Source organism: Tardiphaga sp. OK246, assembly GCF_900188215.1.
In the GTDB taxonomy this organism is placed as follows: domain Bacteria; phylum Pseudomonadota; class Alphaproteobacteria; order Rhizobiales; family Xanthobacteraceae; genus Tardiphaga; species Tardiphaga robiniae.
Genome location: NZ_FZOX01000001.1, coordinates 1,409,201 through 1,425,973 on the forward strand (window position 1 = coordinate 1,409,201; position 16,773 = coordinate 1,425,973).

General features: G+C 61.7%; 14 protein-coding genes. 12 read left to right on the top strand and 2 right to left on the bottom strand.

Going from position 1 to position 16,773, the window contains the following annotated elements; translation table 11 throughout:
* Positions 1–104: 104 nt before the first annotated feature.
* Positions 105–1,331 carry an LLM class flavin-dependent oxidoreductase gene (locus CHC01_RS06835; protein WP_089263476.1) on the bottom strand — a complete coding sequence of 409 codons (1,227 nt, stop codon included), beginning with the start codon at positions 1,329–1,331 and terminating at the stop codon, positions 105–107.
* Positions 1,332–1,522: 191 nt separating this feature from the next.
* On the opposite strand from CHC01_RS06835, the gene htpX reads away from it, so the two are divergent.
* The 4 genes from htpX to CHC01_RS06855 all read left to right on the top strand — a co-directional run bounded on the left by htpX (position 1,523) and on the right by CHC01_RS06855 (position 5,113).
* Positions 1,523–2,557, top strand: a complete 1,035-nt coding sequence (gene htpX / locus CHC01_RS06840) for a zinc metalloprotease HtpX (protein WP_089263477.1) — start codon at positions 1,523–1,525, stop codon at positions 2,555–2,557.
* Between the two features lie 63 nt (positions 2,558–2,620).
* Entirely contained in the window at positions 2,621–3,700 is a 1,080-nt protein-coding gene (locus CHC01_RS06845; RefSeq protein ID WP_089263478.1) for a DUF4892 domain-containing protein, read from the top strand.
* A 187-nt stretch (positions 3,701–3,887) separates the two neighbouring features.
* A complete protein-coding gene (locus tag CHC01_RS06850; RefSeq protein WP_089263479.1) occupies positions 3,888–4,310 on the top strand; it encodes a hypothetical protein in 423 nt (140 codons plus the stop codon).
* A 53-nt stretch (positions 4,311–4,363) separates the two neighbouring features.
* Positions 4,364–5,113: a cupin domain-containing protein gene (locus tag CHC01_RS06855; RefSeq protein ID WP_141137051.1), complete on the top strand. Its 750-nt coding sequence runs from the start codon at positions 4,364–4,366 to the stop codon at positions 5,111–5,113.
* Between the two features lie 61 nt (positions 5,114–5,174).
* Here the strand turns inward: CHC01_RS06855 and sthA are convergent, their stop codons facing one another.
* Positions 5,175–6,569 carry a Si-specific NAD(P)(+) transhydrogenase gene (gene sthA, locus CHC01_RS06860; protein WP_089263704.1) on the bottom strand — a complete coding sequence of 465 codons (1,395 nt, stop codon included), beginning with the start codon at positions 6,567–6,569 and terminating at the stop codon, positions 5,175–5,177.
* A 276-nt stretch (positions 6,570–6,845) separates the two neighbouring features.
* Here sthA and CHC01_RS06865 point away from each other — a divergent pair, with 276 nt between their 5' ends.
* From CHC01_RS06865 to CHC01_RS06900, 8 genes are all read left to right on the top strand, one after another.
* Positions 6,846–8,255, top strand: a complete 1,410-nt coding sequence (locus CHC01_RS06865; protein ID WP_089263480.1) for an MFS transporter — start codon at positions 6,846–6,848, stop codon at positions 8,253–8,255.
* Positions 8,256–8,399: 144 nt separating this feature from the next.
* Entirely contained in the window at positions 8,400–9,218 is an 819-nt protein-coding gene (locus CHC01_RS06870) for a chromate resistance protein ChrB domain-containing protein (RefSeq protein ID WP_089263481.1), read from the top strand.
* A gap of 1 nt (position 9,219) precedes the next feature.
* Positions 9,220–10,617: a chromate efflux transporter gene (gene chrA / locus CHC01_RS06875; protein ID WP_089263482.1), complete on the top strand. Its 1,398-nt coding sequence runs from the start codon at positions 9,220–9,222 to the stop codon at positions 10,615–10,617.
* 105 nt (positions 10,618–10,722) lie between these two features.
* Complete coding sequence (locus tag CHC01_RS06880; RefSeq protein ID WP_089263483.1) at positions 10,723–10,971, top strand: hypothetical protein; 249 nt, start codon at positions 10,723–10,725, stop codon at positions 10,969–10,971.
* A gap of 212 nt (positions 10,972–11,183) precedes the next feature.
* On the top strand, positions 11,184–12,371 hold the full coding sequence (locus CHC01_RS06885) for an extracellular catalytic domain type 1 short-chain-length polyhydroxyalkanoate depolymerase (protein ID WP_176454507.1): 1,188 nt from the start codon (positions 11,184–11,186) through the stop codon (positions 12,369–12,371).
* A gap of 100 nt (positions 12,372–12,471) precedes the next feature.
* A complete protein-coding gene (locus tag CHC01_RS06890) occupies positions 12,472–14,961 on the top strand; it encodes a PAS domain-containing hybrid sensor histidine kinase/response regulator family protein (protein WP_089263485.1) in 2,490 nt (829 codons plus the stop codon).
* Between the two features lie 195 nt (positions 14,962–15,156).
* The gene (locus CHC01_RS06895; protein WP_089263705.1) at positions 15,157–15,576 is read left to right on the top strand and encodes a DUF1236 domain-containing protein; all 420 of its coding nucleotides are present in this window, start codon (positions 15,157–15,159) and stop codon (positions 15,574–15,576) included.
* 166 nt (positions 15,577–15,742) lie between these two features.
* Positions 15,743–16,714: an acyl-CoA desaturase gene (locus CHC01_RS06900; protein WP_244558227.1), complete on the top strand. Its 972-nt coding sequence runs from the start codon at positions 15,743–15,745 to the stop codon at positions 16,712–16,714.
* Positions 16,715–16,773: the final 59 nt, after the last annotated feature.

Sequence of the window (16,773 nt, forward strand, 5' to 3'; positions counted from 1 at the left end):
AGCGCAGCGAAGCAATCCAGTCTTTCTTCGCCGAAGTGAAGAGCTGGATTGCCGCGTCGCTTCGCTCCTCGCAATGACGGAGGAAAGGCCTGAGCCGAGCGGGCTTAGCTCTTCTTCTGCAGATCCGGTGCATTCACCAGTGGGATCGCCACGCGTCCCGGTCCCGTCAGCGGCAGCGCCGCCGCTGCTTTCTCATTGGCCATGATCTTGGCCATCACGGCCTGTCCGGCGCGCTCGAACACCTCGCGGTTCTCGATGACGAATTGCTGCGACTTGCGCAGTGATGCGATGTAGCCGTTGATCTCCGGCACCACGTAGCGTGCCACCATGTCCCAGCTGCGCCTCGTGTTCTCGGGATTGGCCCAGTCATGCACAAAGCCGATGATGGTACCGACACCGCCGGAAACCTGCATCAGGTTCTTGATGGTCTTGATGAGGTCATCCGGCGTGCCGATGGTCGAGGCCGCATTCTCGCCGCCCGCCGTCTTTTCCACTGCGTCCTCGGGTGAGGTGAAGGGCTGCAGGCCCGGCCGCTGCAGCGTGCCAACATTGTATTCGTTGTGCCAGCGCATCAGGCCAGGGCCGGCCTCGCGCGCCGCCTGTTCGCGGGTCTCGGCGATATGCCAGGACAGCAGCACACGCCAGTTGGCGCGGTCCACCGTGGTGCCGTGCTTCTTCGCGGCATCCTCCGCAAAGCCCCATTGCGTCGGCAGCGCCATCAATCCCTGCGTCGACATCGAGCCGAGCGAGATGATGCCGATGCCGTATTTGCCGGCCAGCGTCATACCCGAAGGCGAGATCTGCGACGCCACCACGAAGGGCATCTCCTCCTGCAGCGGCAGGATCTGCAGCGCGGCGTCGTTCATGGTGAACCAGTCGCTCTTCGCGGTGACGCGTTCGCCGTCGAACAGCCGACGGATAATGGCGATGGCTTCGTCCTGGCGGTCGCGCTGGGTCATCGGGTCGATGCCGAGCGTATGCGCGTCGGAGGCGAGCGCGCCCGGCCCGGAGCCGAAGATCGCGCGGCCGCCGGTCATATGGTCGAGTTGCACCATGCGCTGCGCGACATTGTAGGGATGATGATAGGGCAGCGAGATCACACCGGTCCCCAGGCGAATGCGCTTGGTACGTTCGCCTGCCGCGGCGAGGAACATTTCCGGCGAGGCGATCATCTCCCAGCCCGACGAATGATGCTCGCCGCACCAGAATTCATCGTAGCCGAGCGCATCGAGCTGCTCGACGAGATCGAGGTCCCGCCGGAACTGCAGCATCGGATGTTCGCCGATCGGATGATGCGGTGCGAGAAAGGCGCCGAACTTCACGCGAGCCATAGTGTTTCCTCTTTGTAATGTTTTTTAATGTTTTCGTTGCGCGCAGCCTATGGCCACATGTCGCGGCATTCAATGCAGTCCGCTGCATGGCCGCGACGCGCTGCCGCACAATGCCGTCTTGCGGAACGATCGGGCGGATCACCATTTGATGCCTGCACCGCAGCGTTTTCCGCAGGCGGGCAGGAGGACCAATGAGCTACTTCAAAACCGCGATTCTGCTGGCTGGCATGACCGCCCTGTTCATGGGTGTCGGCTATCTCATGGGCGGCGCGTCGGGTGCGATGATCGCACTGGTGGTCGCCGCCGGCATGAACATGTTCGCCTACTGGAATTCGGACCGCGCGGTGCTGTCGATGCACGGCGCCCAGCCGGTCGATATCAGCAACGCGCCGGACTTGTATCGCATGGTCGGCGAACTCGCCCAGAATGCCGGCCTGCCGATGCCCAAGATCTACATCATGGACAATCCGCAGCCGAACGCCTTTGCGACCGGCCGGAATCCGGAGAACGCCGCCGTTGCCGTGACCACCGGTCTGATGCAGCAGCTCACGCGCGAGGAACTCGCCGGCGTGGTGGCGCATGAGCTCGCGCATATCAAGCATCACGACACGCTGCTGATGACCATCACCGCCACCATCGCCGGTGCGATCTCGATGATCGCGCAGTTCGGCATGTTCTTCGGCGGCAACCGCAACAATAATGGCCCGGGCATGATCGGCCAGATAGCGCTGATGATCCTGGCGCCGCTCGCCGCCATGCTGGTGCAGATGGCGATCAGCCGGACGCGCGAATATGCTGCCGACGAGATGGGCGCGCGGATCTGCGGCCAGCCCATGTGGCTTGCCTCGGCACTGGCCAAGATCGACAACGCCGCGCATCAGATTCCCAACGAGGATGCCGAGCGTGCGCCGGCGACCGCCCATATGTTCATCATCAATCCGCTGTCGGGGCGTGCCATGGACAATCTGTTCACCACGCATCCGGCGACGCAAAATCGAATCGCAGCGCTGCAGCAGCTTGCGGGGCAGATGGGTGCTCAGTCGCAGGTATCGACGCGATCCGCGCCTCAAGCAACTGGCCCGTGGAACAGCGGTCAGTCGCGTCCGCGCGGTCCGTGGGGCAAAAACCCGTTTGGACTTAACGAGATTGGTCGCCGCGCAGCATCGTCCGGTTCAATGAAAACCGGACATGGCTACATGGCTGCGCGGCCATTCGCTGCGCTTTAGTCCGCTTGTTTACATGTCCCAAATCGTCATCGTGTGCGCTCCTGAAACGGGGACGCATGACTCATGCTCGGACGCATTCTGACGGTTGGCTTGTTTGTTCTGTTCGGTGCGTGTGCGGCACAGGCCGATGCGACGATTCCCAACAAGGATATTCCCGGTGCCCGGGATAGTGCGCTGCTGAAGCGTTACGACGGCTCCTTCATCATCAGCTATGAGCGTCTCGCCTTCACTGACTTCACCATCCCGCTGTCGAAGCTCGAAAAGACGAGTGATAGCGATCGCGATCGGATGAACAATCAGGTCTACAAGCCGAACAAGCTGCTTGAAGTGGAAGGCGCACGCACGCGCATCACCTATCTGCTGCCGGCCAACCGCTCGCCGCTCGAAGTGCTGCGGAACTATCAGGATGTGGTCAAGGCAGCCGGCGGCGAGGTGCTCTATAGCTGCAAGACCGATGACTGCGGCGGCGATCCGACGCGCTCGGCTGCGGGCGGCGGCGGCGATATGAGCCTGCTGATGTATTTCGTCACTGAGGCGCAGTTGAAAGACGGTGATTTCTCCAATGGCAAATGCGCCATGGCGTCTCATCTCGACGATCAGCGCTTCTTCGCTGCCAAGATCCCGCAAGCTGGCGGCGAAGCCTATGTCACCGTGCAGACTTATCTCGTGAAGGACGATCTCTACTGCAAGGCCTTCAACGAACGCACCGTGGCCGTCGTGCATATCGTCGAGCCGAAGCCGCGTGAGCAGAAGATGGTGGTGGTAAAGGCCGACGAGATGGCGAAGACCATCGGCTCTACCGGCCGCGTTGCCCTTTACGGAATATTCTTCGATACAGGCAAGGCCGACCTGAAGCCGGAATCATCGCCGACCCTGCAGGAGATTGCAGGTCTGCTGTCGTCGGATCCGAAGCTCGCCGTGCTGATCGTTGGCCATACCGATAATCAGGGCGCCTATGACTACAATCTCGATCTGTCGCGCCGCCGCGCCGAGTCGGTGGTCGGAGCGCTCACTACGAGCTTCCGTGCAGACGGCAAGCGCCTGCGCGCAGCCGGTGTCGGCATGCTCGCACCTGCAGCATCGAATGACCAGGATGACGGCCGCGCCAAGAACCGGCGTGTGGAAGTCGTCAAGCTGAACTGATCGCAACGGATGTTGGGGGTGGGTGGGCTCGCCGGTGTGAGGTCCTTCGGATAGGCGCTGTTCTGTTGGAGAAGAGATATCTCTCCAGATTCGACCAAAGCCCAATAGTGCTAAAGAAGCAGACGGGGATATTGGTATCGGAAGTTGATGGAAAGGTTGTTGCCCGGACAGATAGAAGGGTAATTGCATGACGCCCGATGCCGTCGCCTTGGCCTCTATGGTCCTTCTGATTTTCTCGATGGGCTTCTTTCTGCTGTCGTCACCGGCCTTTCTGCTGGTGAGGCTGGATATCCCGGAAGTGACACAGCTGCTGCGGGGCCTGTTCCGCTCTTATTTTCTGATGGTCGCTATCGCCGGTGTCATCGCGACAACGGCCTTTGCACTGGCGGGTCGACTGGTTTTCACCATCGGCATCGGTTTGATCGCGGCTTTTGCGATCTGGGCGCGGGGCTGGTTCTTGCGGCGGATGGATAGTCAGATGAGCGCACGAGACGCCGGTGATGCCGAGGCCGTGCGCCGGCTCCGACGGATGCATTGGGGTGGCATGCTGTCGAACGCATTCCAGCTTGCCGCCATTATCGGCAGCATCCCCTACGTCATGTCGGCCTGATCAGCCTCGCGGCACAGCGATGTGCTGACGATAAAGCGCGATGGAGAATGCAGATGAGCAAGTTCTCATGGCGGTGGTTATCACGTCAGAAGCCTAAGCCTTCGAATGCTGGGTCTCTGGATGCCGCGCAGGGTACCGAACGATTTGCAGGCAGCGATCGGCGTCAGTTACTTCAGGCGCTGTCGGCCATCGCCGGTGGCGGCGCTTTGGCCGTGCTGCCGCAAAGCTCGGATGCGAAAGATGCGAGCGAGCTGCCACCGCCCAAGCGGGTCGTGACCGGCCGCGATGAAGCCGGCAAGTCGGTGTTCAAGTCCTTCGATGTCACGTCCAAGGTCGTGGAGATCGATGCCAATCCCGGCCTGACATTCTACGAACTCTATATGACCGAGGGCGTGCCGCAGCTCACCGGCCTGGAGCTGGACCCGATGCTCAAGGGAACGCGTGCTTTTCCCGGCCCAGGCGGAACGATGTTTCGCCTGATTTCGTATCCGCCCAAGCGGCCCGAAGGCTGGAAGCCGCCGCCCGGCGTCACAATGGAAAGCGGGCTGCGCGAGTTGTCGGACAAGGTCCCGGGCATGGGGGATCATTTCGAGCGCGATGCGCCAGGCATGCACACGTCGGATACGATCGATTACGGAGTCGTGGTTCGCGGCGAGATGACGCTGGAATTGGACGATGGACAGAAAGTCCATTTGCGTCAGGGCGACTGCGTCGTGCAGAACGGAACACGCCATCGCTGGCGCAACCCGTTGCCGGAGCCGTGTCTCATGGCGTTCATCTCGATTGGTGGCAAGCGCGGCTAGGACCTGGGCATGCCACGCGTGACGTCAGGCCACGAATCCATGTGGCCATGGCGCTTCTGCGCTACCGCGCCGTCATCCTGTTCCATGCATCCAGCCCGGCGATCTTGTAGGCCTCGGCCAGCGTCGGATAGTTGAACGTGTTCTGGATGAAATAGTCGATCGTGCCTTTCAGGTTGAGCACGGCCTGGCCGATATGGATCAGCTCGGTCGCGCCTTCGCCAAGGATATGCACGCCGAGCAGGCGGCGGGTCTTGGTCGAGAAGATCATCTTCATCATGCCGCTATCCAGGCCCATGATATGTCCCCGCGAGGTCTCGCGAAACCGCGCGACGCCGACTTCATAGGGAATACCCTTCTGGCGGACTTCCTCTTCGGTGAGCCCGGTCGTGGAAATCTCCGGCACCGAATAGATGCCGTAGGGAAAGAACTCCGGGGGCGCCAGCGGCTCCATCCCGAGCGCGTGGCAGGCGGCAACGCGGCCTTGCTCCATCGATGTGGAGGCCAGTGAAGGAAAGCCGATGACATCGCCCGCCGCATAGATATGCGGCACGCTGGTCTGCAGCGTTACGGGATCGACGGCAATGCGACCGCGGTGATCGACGGCGATGCCGGCAGCATCGAGATTGAGTCGGTCGGTCGCGCCGACGCGGCCGGCGGCGAACAGTAACATCTCGGACGTGACGTTGCGGCCGTCAGCGAGCCGGGTGACGATCTGGCCATGTGCGTTCTGCTCGATCGCATTGACCTTGGAGCCGAGCCGTAGCGCGACATTGCGGTCGCGCAGCTCGTGCATGAATTCGTCGATCAGCTCCTTGTCGATGAAGTCGAGAAAGGTCGGCCGCGGTTCGATCAGGGTGACGGCGACATCGAGCGCGCTGAAGATGGTCGCATATTCGACGCCGATCACGCCGGCGCCGATGACTGCGAGGCTGCGCGGCAGTTTCGGCAGGTCGATGATCTCGTCGCTGTCGAACACGGTCTTGTTGTCGAACGGCACGTAATCCGGCCGGAACGGGCGGGTGCCGCAGGCAATCAGGATATGGCCGGCGGTGACATTCTTGATCTCGTTCTTCTCATTGGCGATCTCGATCTGGTGCGGTCCGGTGAAACGTGCCTCGCCGATCGCCGTCTTTACGGCATTGCGGCTGAACTGATGCTCCAGCACCTCGACCTCGTGGTCGAGTGTCTTCTGCAGCCGCACGATCAGGTCGTGGGCATCGATGTCCTGTTTCACCCGATAGGAACGGCCGTAGAAGCCGCGCTCGCGCCAGCCGGACAGGTTGAGCACGGTCTCGCGCAGCGTCTTCGATGGAATGGTGCCGGTATGGACCGAGACGCCGCCGACTCGTCGGCCCTTCTCCACCACCAGCACCGATTTACCGAGCTTGGCGAACTGGACGGCAGCGCGCCGGCCAGAGGGGCCGGAGCCGATCACGATCGTGTCGTAGTCATACATCGAAGAGGCCTCGAAACCGGAAGGGCCGGCATATGCAATCGCTTCGCCATGCAGCAATCGGGCCACAGGCGGTATCTTCCTGCACGAGGAATGCAAATTCGGTGTGACTTGGACGGGGAGATCGACCTGCGAAGCCGGGCCCGCGGTCAGCACCACCAATTCCGACGGGAGAGTTCAATTGAATAAGGCTACCTCCGAGGTAATCGACGCGATGACTGGAAGCTGGGATCAAAGTGGGCGGCTGCTTCAGGCCGAACCGTTGAGCGAGGCGCTACCATGCACCAGATCGTTGCCAATCCTGTCGACTCCACGCGCCGCTGGTGGGTGCTGGCGATCGTCGTTGCGGCGCAGTTCATGTTTGGGGTCGATGCCTTTATCGTCAATGTCGCGATCCCAACCATCGCGGCCGAGCTTCGTGCCAGCGCGGCGCAGATCGAGGCCGTTATTGCGGTCTATCTGATCGGATACGCGACGCTGGTGATCACCGGCGGTCGGCTCGGTGATATCTACGGCACCAGGAACACCTTTCTCGCCGGCGTGTTCGGCTTCACCCTGACGTCGCTGTGGTGCGGGCTCGCGCAATCCGGACCGGAGCTGATTCTGGCGCGGCTGGCGCAGGGCGCCACTGCTGCGCTGATGGTGCCGCAGGTGCTGGCCACCATCCACGTGCTGTTTGTCGATGAAACCCGCGCGCGCGCCTTCGCCGTCTATGGCATCGTGCTTGGCCTTGCCGGCGCTGCGGGCTTTCTGCTCGGTGGTCTGCTGGTGACGATGGACCTTGCAGGCCTCGGCTGGCGCGCCGTGTTCTTCGTCAATGTACCGGCGGGACTTGTCATCATCGCGGCTGCTTGGCGGCTGATGCCATCCGTTCCCCGCCGTCCAGACACGCGGCTGGATATACCGGGTGCGCTGGTGCTGTTCGCCGGGCTGCTCGGTCTGATCGGCCCGCTGCTGTTCGGGCACGAATTGCATTGGGCGCCGTCGGTGTGGCTGGCGATGGCTACGGGTGCGGCAGTGATCGCCGGCTTCGTCAGGCTGGAGCGCCGTGTCGCGTTGCGCGGTGGCATGCCGCTGATCGATCTGGCGTTGCTCGCGGATGCTGCTTTCATGCGCGGGCTGTGCGCGGTGTTCTTTTTCTTCTTCGCCAATCTGTCATTCTACCTCGTGATGACGTTGTTCATGCAGAACGCGTTGCACATGCCGCCGCTGCGGGCCGGTTTTATTTTCGTACCGCTGGCGCTGGCTTTTGTTGTCGCATCGCGTCACAGCGGCATGCGGTCACGCCATCGTGGCACGCTGGTGCTGATCGAGGGCTGCGTGGTGCAGGTCATCGGTCTCGCCGCGCTGGCTGCAACGGTGCTGGCCGCGAACGCGTCGTCTGCATTGCTGCTGGCGGTGCCGCTTGCCGTGTTCGGTTATGGCCAGGGCCTGGTCATGGCACCGCTGTCCAGTGCCGTGCTGTCGACCGTGCAGATGTCGAGCGCGGGAGCCGGCTCGGGCATGTACGGCACCACGACACAAATCGCCAATGCAGCCGGCGTTGCTGCGATCGGCGCGGTCTATTTCGCGGTGCAATCCGCAGCATCGGCAGTCACCGCGCTGCTCGCAAGCCTCGCATTATGCGTGTTGTCGGTCGCCGCCAGTGCGGGCTTTCTGCTGTGGATGCGCCGCGCGGGCAACGTATAGAATTCCAGCACGGCGTTTGATCGTCCAGCACGCGCCTTGACAGGTCAATCGCGATGGCTTGATATTGGGGCATGGGGACAAAGCGATCTCCCCACGAGGCGACATGCCCAAGTATCGCGTCCCGCATTCCTGCAAGGACGCGCCATGTCATCGATTAACAGCATTTCCGTTGAAAAACTCGTTCGCCTGATCGGGACGCCGAAATGTCCCGCGCTCGTCGATGTTCGCACCGACGAGGATTTCGCCCTGTCGCCGTTTCTCCTGCCAGGTTCGGTCCGGCGGCCATTTGGCGACGTGAATGGCTGGGTCGCGGCGCTGCGCGGTCGGTCCGCCATGGTGATCTGCCAGAAAGGTCTCAAGCTCAGTCACGGCGTTGCCGCGCTGCTGCGCGATGCCGGTATCCCGGCAGAGGTTCTGGAAGGCGGGTATCTCGCATGGGAGAGTGCGGGCCTGCCGCGCGTTCCCACCGGCAAGTTGCCGCCACAAAACCCGCAGGGCCGCACTTTGTGGGTGACGCGCGAACGGCCAAAGATCGACCGCATTGCCTGTCCCTGGCTGATCCGGCGTTTCATCGATCCGGCGGCGCTGTTCATGTTCGTTGCGCCGTCGGAAGTGTCGGCAGTCGGCGAGAAATTCGATGCTGCGCCCTTCGATATCGAAGGCGTGTTCTGGAGCCATCGCGGCGAGCTCTGTACCTTCGATGTGATGATCGAGGAATTCGGCCTCACCACGCCGCCGTTGCTGCGGCTGGCTACCATTGTCCGCGCAGCGGATACAGCACGGCTCGATCTCGCCCCGGAAGCGCCGGGCCTGCTGGCGGCGTCACTCGGCCTGTCGCGGATGTATGCCGACGATCTCGAACAGCTTGAGGCTGGACTGAATTTGTACGATGCGTTCTATCGCTGGTGCCGAGATGCCAGCACCGAAACCCACAACTGGCCGACAGCAAAGACGAAAGCTTGAGATGGCGGAAGCAACTTCGGTCACACCACCGGCCATTCCCGAGCCGCAGACCCACGGCGTGTCCTTCTCCGAGGCGTTTTCGGTGTGGCTGCGGATCGCATTGCTTTCCTTCGGCGGTCCGGCCGGGCAGATCGCGGTGATGCATCGGATCCTGGTCGACGAGAAGCGCTGGGTGTCGGAAAGCCGTTTTCTGCATGCGCTGAACTATTGCATGCTGTTGCCGGGCCCGGAGGCGCAGCAGCTCGCCACGTATATTGGCTGGCTGATGCACCGGACCGCCGGCGGGCTGATGGCCGGCGGGCTGTTCATCCTTCCCGGTGCGATCTGCATCATGGTGCTGAGCTGGATTTACGCTGCATTCGGCAATGTCGGCTTCGTCGCGGCGCTGTTCTTCGGTTTGAAGGCCGCGGTGCTCGCGATCGTGCTGCAGGCGGTGGTGCGGGTCGGTAGCCGCGCGCTGAAGAACGACGTGATGCGCGCGCTGGCGGCCATCGCCTTCCTCGCGATCTTCTTTCTCGATGTGCCGTTCCCGGTGATCGTTTTCGGTGCGGCAGCGATTGGCTTCCTCGGCGGTCGGGCCGGTCTGCCGGCCTTCACGGTGAGTGCGGGTCACGGGTCATCAGGCGGAGGCGACGCTGATAGTTTGCTCGGAGATCAACTTCCTCTCCATGCCCGGCCGAGTGTACGGCAGTCGCTCACCGTTGCGGTCGTCTGGCTGGTGCTGTGGCTCACGCCCGTCGCTGTGCTGCTCGTGGCATTCGGCAGCAATGACGTGTTCAGCCAGATTGCCGTTTTCTTCTCCAAGATGGCGATGGTCACCTTTGGGGGGGCCTATGCGGTTCTCGCTTATGTCGCGCAGCAGGCCGTCGATCACTACGCATGGCTGAAGCCGGGCGAGATGCTCGATGGTCTTGGCATGGCCGAAACCACGCCTGGTCCGTTGATCATGGTGCTGCAATTCGTGGGCTTCATGGCCGCCTTCCGCGCACCGGGGATGTTGCCGCCGCTGCTGGCGGGCACGCTTGGTGGATTGCTCGCGACCTGGGTGACCTTTGCGCCGTGCTTTCTCTGGATTTTCCTCGGGGCGCCGTTCGTCGAAACTCTTCGTGGCAACCGCGCGCTGAGCGCCGCGCTGGCGGCGATTACCGCCGCAGTGGTCGGCGTCATCCTCAACCTGGCGATATGGTTCGCCATCCACACGATGTTTCGGGAGGTGAAACCTGTTCGCACGCTCGGACTCAGCTTCGACATGCCGGTTCTGCAGAGCGTCAATGGATGGGCTGTCGCGCTGTCGGTCGCGGCGCTGCTTGGGGTCTTCTATCTGAGGATTGGTTTGCTGCAGATCCTGTTGGCTTGTGCAGGCGCGGGTGTGCTTTTGCACATCGTCGGTCTGGTGTGACGTCAATCGCGAAACCGTGTGCGGAACCGGTAATTGACGGCCGACGGAACAGGAACGTTTCGAACCACGTCGCGTTGAAGGCCGTTCACTCAACAGGAGCTGACCATGCGGAAAACCATTCTTGTTGCGATCTGCGCCACGGCCATCGGCGCTACTCCGTTCGCAGCCTTTGCCCAGGCGGCCGGCCCGTCCGGCCAGGATTCGACCAAGATGGGCACCGGCACGACGGCGAAGGATGGCGAGACCAAGGCCACGGGCACCCAGGGAATGTCGAAAAATAGCGCGAAGAAGGATTCCATGCACAAGGACAGCATGAAGAAAGACAAGATGATGAAGAACGAGATGAAACAATAACTCGTCATCTCTCCCCGACTCGCCCCGTATGACCTGGCCATGTTATGGCCGGCCCTGCGGGGCTTCCTTTGCAATATAGGTAATTTCGGAAGCGTCCGTGGCGCCTCTCGTTTCGTTGATAGGTATATTGAAACCGTATTTGTTTTATTTTGCAGTGCAGCAACCATATGTCGTCGGTACTGTTGTATAAGCCTGACGACCTAGGAGCTGCCGTGTCTCTTGCCGATAATATCGATTTCCTCCGCAATCTCCCGAAACCGCCCGGAATCAATACGTTGCAGGGGTTGGCGCGCGGCCGTGCGTCGGCAGGTTTGAGTCCGATCAGCGAATCAACGGGTTTCGGCAGCAATCCCGGCGACCTCCGTATGTTCAGTTACGTGCCCGCCACGCTGGCAGCAAATCCGGCATTGGTCGTCGTGCTGCACGGATGCACCCAGAACGCTGCGGGCTATGACAACGGCACCGGCTGGTCTGCTCTGGCCGAGCGCTATGGTTTCGCGCTGCTGATGCCCGAACAGAAGTCGTCCAATAACGGCAACACCTGCTTCAACTGGTTCAATGCCGATGACATCGCGCGCGATAGCGGCGAAGCGCTCTCGATCCGTGAGATGATCGAGCAGATGGCCGTGGACCACGATGTGGATCGCAAGCGCATCTTCGTTACGGGTCTGTCGGCCGGCGGCGCGATGACCTCGGTGATGCTCGCGACCTATCCCGATGTCTTTGCTGCTGGTGCCATCATCGCAGGCCTGCCTTACGGTATCGCCACCACCATGCAGGAGGCGCTGAGCGGTATGTATCGCGCGGCGCCGCGTGCCGCGAACGATCTCGGCAATCTCGTGCGCAAGGCATCGCCGCATACCGGTGAGTGGCCGAAAGTATCCGTCTGGCATGGTAGTGCCGATCGCACCGTCAATCCGGCCAATGCCGGCGAGATCGTCAAGCAATGGCTCGACCTTCACGGCCTGCCGCCCGCACCGATGTCCGCCGTGGATGTCGATGGCTATCCGCGTGAGGTGTGGTGGAACAAGGACGGTGAAACCGTCGTGGAATCCTTCACGATCACCGACATGGCGCATGGCACGCCGCTGGCGATTGCCGGACAGGACGAGCCCTATGGTGCCGCCGGTGCCTTCCTGCTCGAAGCCGGCATCTCATCTTCCTATCATATCGCGCAGTTCTTCGGCCTTACCCGGCAGCTTGCACCCCGCAATGTCGAAGCTGCAGCCGTGGAACCCGCGACGCCGGCGGATGCTGTTGTCTCATTGGTGACGCAAAAGCCGCGCACGGCAGGCGATCGAGGTGCCGCGCGCCGCGATCCCGCAGGACGGCGGTCTATCGATATCAACGGTGCCATTACCCGTGCCCTCACGGCTGCCGGTCTCATCAAGTCACCCTGACAAGTAACAGGGCGTGATCGGCGCCGATTTGCGCCAGGTCTGACAGGGCGCTAAGTTCTCAAGATACGTTAGACTGGTCTTGCGTACCGATTGCCCGCGCATGTTGGATGCCCATCGACCGAATTCGCCCGACTTTCTCGCCGGTGGAGGCGAGATGGGAGCGTTGATGCGCGCTTACGATTGGGCATCGCATCCGATCGGAGCACCGGACACCTGGCCGCAGAGTCTGCGCACCGCGATCCGGATCGTTCTGAATACCAACCACCCGATGTTCATCTGGTGGGGACCGGACCTCATCCAGTTCTATAATGACGCCTATGCGCTGACCATGGATGCACAACAGCATCACGCAGGGCTGGGCGCGCGCGGCCGTGAATTCTGGCACGAAATCTGGCCCATCATCGGCCCGCAGATCGCGCAGGTGATGAGTGGCGGCGGTGCCACCTGGCACGAAAACCAGCTGATCCCCATGACGCGCAATGGCAAGCTCGAACACAGCTATTGGACCTACAGCTACAGTCCGCTCGATCTGGATGACGGCGTCGGCGGCGTGCTAGTGGTTTGCCGCGATGTTACCCGGGATCATGAAGCGACCATTGTCTTGCGCGAGCGAGAAGCAGAGCTTGCGCGCGTGCAGCAGATCGGCCAGATCGGCGGTCTCGAAGTCGATCTGCGTACCGGCTTCCGCAATCGTCGATCACCCGAATATCTGATCGTTCATGGTTTGCCGCCGGAAGCAGCCAACGAGTCGCACGAAGATTGGGTGCGTCGCATCCACCCCGAGGATCGCGAGGCGACGGAGCAGAAGTTTCGCGACGCGGTGAAAAGCGGCGTGCGCGACTATACTGTGCAGTATCGCATCATTCGCCCGAGCGATGGCCAGACCCGCTGGATTTCAGTGCGGTCCTATATCGAGCGCGACGACGCGGGAAAGCCGCTGCGGCTTGTCGGTGCGCATACCGACGTCACCGATCAGGTGCTGGCCGAGCAGGCGCTGCGCAAGAGCGAGGATGAGGCGCGTCAGCTCGCGGCAAAACTTGCAGACCTCAATGAGACGCTGGAGCAGCGCGTGCGCGACAAGACGCGTGAGCGCGACCGGATCTGGAGCGTGTCGCAGGATCTCCTGATGGTCTCCGACCATGATGGCGTCTGGCGCACCGTCAATCCGGCCTGGACGCGCACGCTCGGCTGGAGCGAGGCCGAGCTGCTCAACAAGACCTCGCGCTGGCTCGAGCATCCCGAGGATCAGGCCAGGACGATGGCCGAGGTCGACAAGCTTGCCGCCGGCGAACCGACGATCCGCTTCGAGAATCGCCTTCGCCACAAGGATGGCTCCTATCGCTGGCTGTCCTGGACGGCGGTGCCGGATCAGAACCAGATCTATTGCGTGGCGCGCGATGTCACTGCCGAGAAGGCTGCTGCCGAACGCCTTAAAAATACTGAAGAGGCGCTGCGGCAGTCGCAGAAAATGGAGGCTGTCGGTCAGCTCACCGGCGGCATCGCGCATGACTTCAACAACCTGCTCACCGGCATCGTCGGCTCGCTCGACTTGATGCAGACACGGCTCGGTCAGGGTCGCACCGACAATATCGCGCGCTATATCGACGCTGCGATGACCTCGGCCAATCGTGCGGCGGCGCTGACGCACCGGTTGCTGGCCTTCGCGCGGCGGCAGCCGCTGATTCCGAAAAGTGTCGATGCCAATGGGCTGATCGTCTCGCTGGAGGATCTGTTGCGCCGGACCATTGGCGAGACGCTGGATCTCGATATCGTGGCGGCGCCTGATCTATGGTGCACGCTGTGCGATCCGAACCAGTTGGAGAGCGCGTTGCTCAATCTGGCGATCAATGCGCGCGACGCGATGCCTGATGGCGGGCACTTGAAGATCGCGACACAGAATGTGCGTGTCGATGCCATCAATGCCAATGCGCCGGCTCTGACTCCCGGCGACTATATCTGCATCAGCGTCAGCGACAGCGGAACCGGCATGAGCCCGGAGGTCGTGGCGCGCGCCTTCGATCCGTTCTTCACGACAAAGCCGATCGGGCAGGGCACGGGCCTTGGCCTATCGATGATCTACGGCTTCGCGCGTCAATCCAATGGACATGTCAGCATCGACAGCAGGCTCGATATCGGGACGACCGTGAAACTGTATCTCCCGCGCCATGAGGGAGACGCTGCCGCACAGGATGCGGCCCCGCTGAAGGGCGATCAGCATGTGGCCGCAGGCGAAACCCTGCTGGTGGTCGAGGATGAGCCGGTGGTGCGCTCTGTCATCGTCGATATGTTGAAGGACGAAGGCTATCGCGTGCTCGAGGCAGTTGATGGTCCGTCGGGCTTGCGGGTCCTGCGCGAGACGCCGAATATCGATCTGCTGGTCACCGATATCGGGCTGCCCGGCATGAACGGCCGTCAGCTTGCCGATCAAGCGCGCGAGGCGCGGCCGGACTTGAAGATCCTGTTCATCACCGGTTATTCCGAAAGCGTCGTTATGGCGAAAGGCTTTCTGCTGCCTGGGATGGAGATGATCACCAAGCCGTTCGACCTCGATCATTTCCTGCGACGCATCCGCGCGATGGTCACGAGCTAAAGCGTTTTCAAGCGAAGTGGATACCGGTTCGCGTCTAGAAAACGCGTCAGAATAAAAGGCGTAGCCCTCCGGTTCCATATCTCTCCAGATATTTCAGCCTCGATGCGCAGGTTCTAACAGTTCAATCGCCGGAACCATTGTGCGGCCGCGCACTTGTATCGGCGCAATACTAATCAATCAAAGCTGGAGATCATCATGATCCGCCGTCTTCTCGGAACCGCTGCCATCGTCGCCACGATGGCTCTTCCCGCTGTTGCTCAGGCTCAGGGTGTCCCCGGAGGCATTGAGCGTGGTGCGCGCGATGGCGAGCGCGCAGCTGGTCCTGTGGGCGCTATCGTAGGCGGCACCATCGGTGGTGTTGTCGGCGGCGTAGCCGGCGTGCTCGGTGTCGACGATCGTCCGCGGTTCCGCAGCTATGTCGTGGAACAGCGTCGCCCATCCTACACCTATAGCAACGAAGTTCGTGTCGGTGCCGTGCTGCCTGAGAGCGGCGTGACCTATTACGAGGTTCCGGCAGAATACAATTCCGCCCGTGAATACCGCTACACCGTGGTCAATGGTCGCACGGTTCTCGTCGAGCCGCGCACCCATCGCATCGTGGAAGTGATCGATTAAGCCGATCAATAAATGACTTTTCGAACGGGCCGCCTTCAGGCGGCCCGTTTTGTTCCATCTATGGCCTGCGGCGTATCTGTAGTCAGCGCCGATGTTCTCGCGTAGAGAAGTGCCGGGGAATCACACGAGCACCACGCGGCGATCAATCGCCCGGATGCGGAGAACGATGGCCACCAGCAATCGCGATCAGATCGCCCCTGCCATCGCACTGGACATTCCCCTTGCCGATCGTACCGAGACAGGTCTCGCTTTGCCGGACGGCGTGCAGCCCTATCGCATCGACTGGCTCAACACGCTCACCATCGCCACCTTTCACGCACTCGCACTACTCGCGCTGATGCCGATGTTCTTCAACTGGACAGCGGTGATCGTGGCGGTCATCGCAGCGCGGTTGTTCGGCCTCATCGGCATCAATATCGGTTATCACCGGTTGCTGACGCATCGTGGTTTCAAGTGTCCGAAATGGCTGGAGCACGCTTTCGTTGTCGTGGCGATCTGCTGCGCCGAGGATACGCCGGCGCGCTGGGTTGCCATCCATCGCCGTCATCACGAGAAGTCCGACGAGCAGCCGGACCCACACAGCCCGCTTGCCGGCTTCTTCTGGGGCCATATGGGCTGGCTGCTGGTGAAGAACCCGGACCTGTCCCGCCTCGGCATCTATGAACGATATGCCAAGGACGTCCTGCGCGATCCGTTCTATGTCGCGCTGGAACGTAATTTCTGGCAGCTGAAGATCCTGCTCATCCAGATCAACGTCTTCTTCTTTGCGGGCCTGGCCGGCAAACTGCTGTGGGGCGGCTCATGGGCCGAGGCCGTGCAGTTCGCTCTGAGCATCGTCATCTGGGCGGTCTTCGTGCGAACCGTCTTCGTCTGGCATCAGACTTGGGCGGTCAACTCGGTCACCCACATCTGGGGCTATCGCAACTACGCGACCGATGAGGACAGTCGCAATAATCTGTTCATTGGCTACCTCGCCCATGGCGAGGGCTGGCATAACAACCATCACGCCGATCAGCGCTCCGCGCGCCATGGCCATCGCTGGTGGGAGTTCGATACCACCTATCTGACGATCCGCCTGCTGGAGAAGCTCGGCCTGGTATCGGATATTGTCGAGCCGCGGCATACGACCAAGCGCTAATCAAAATTGGCGCCGCACATGCCACACGAGGTGCAACTTTTCGTCACAATTCGCGTTAC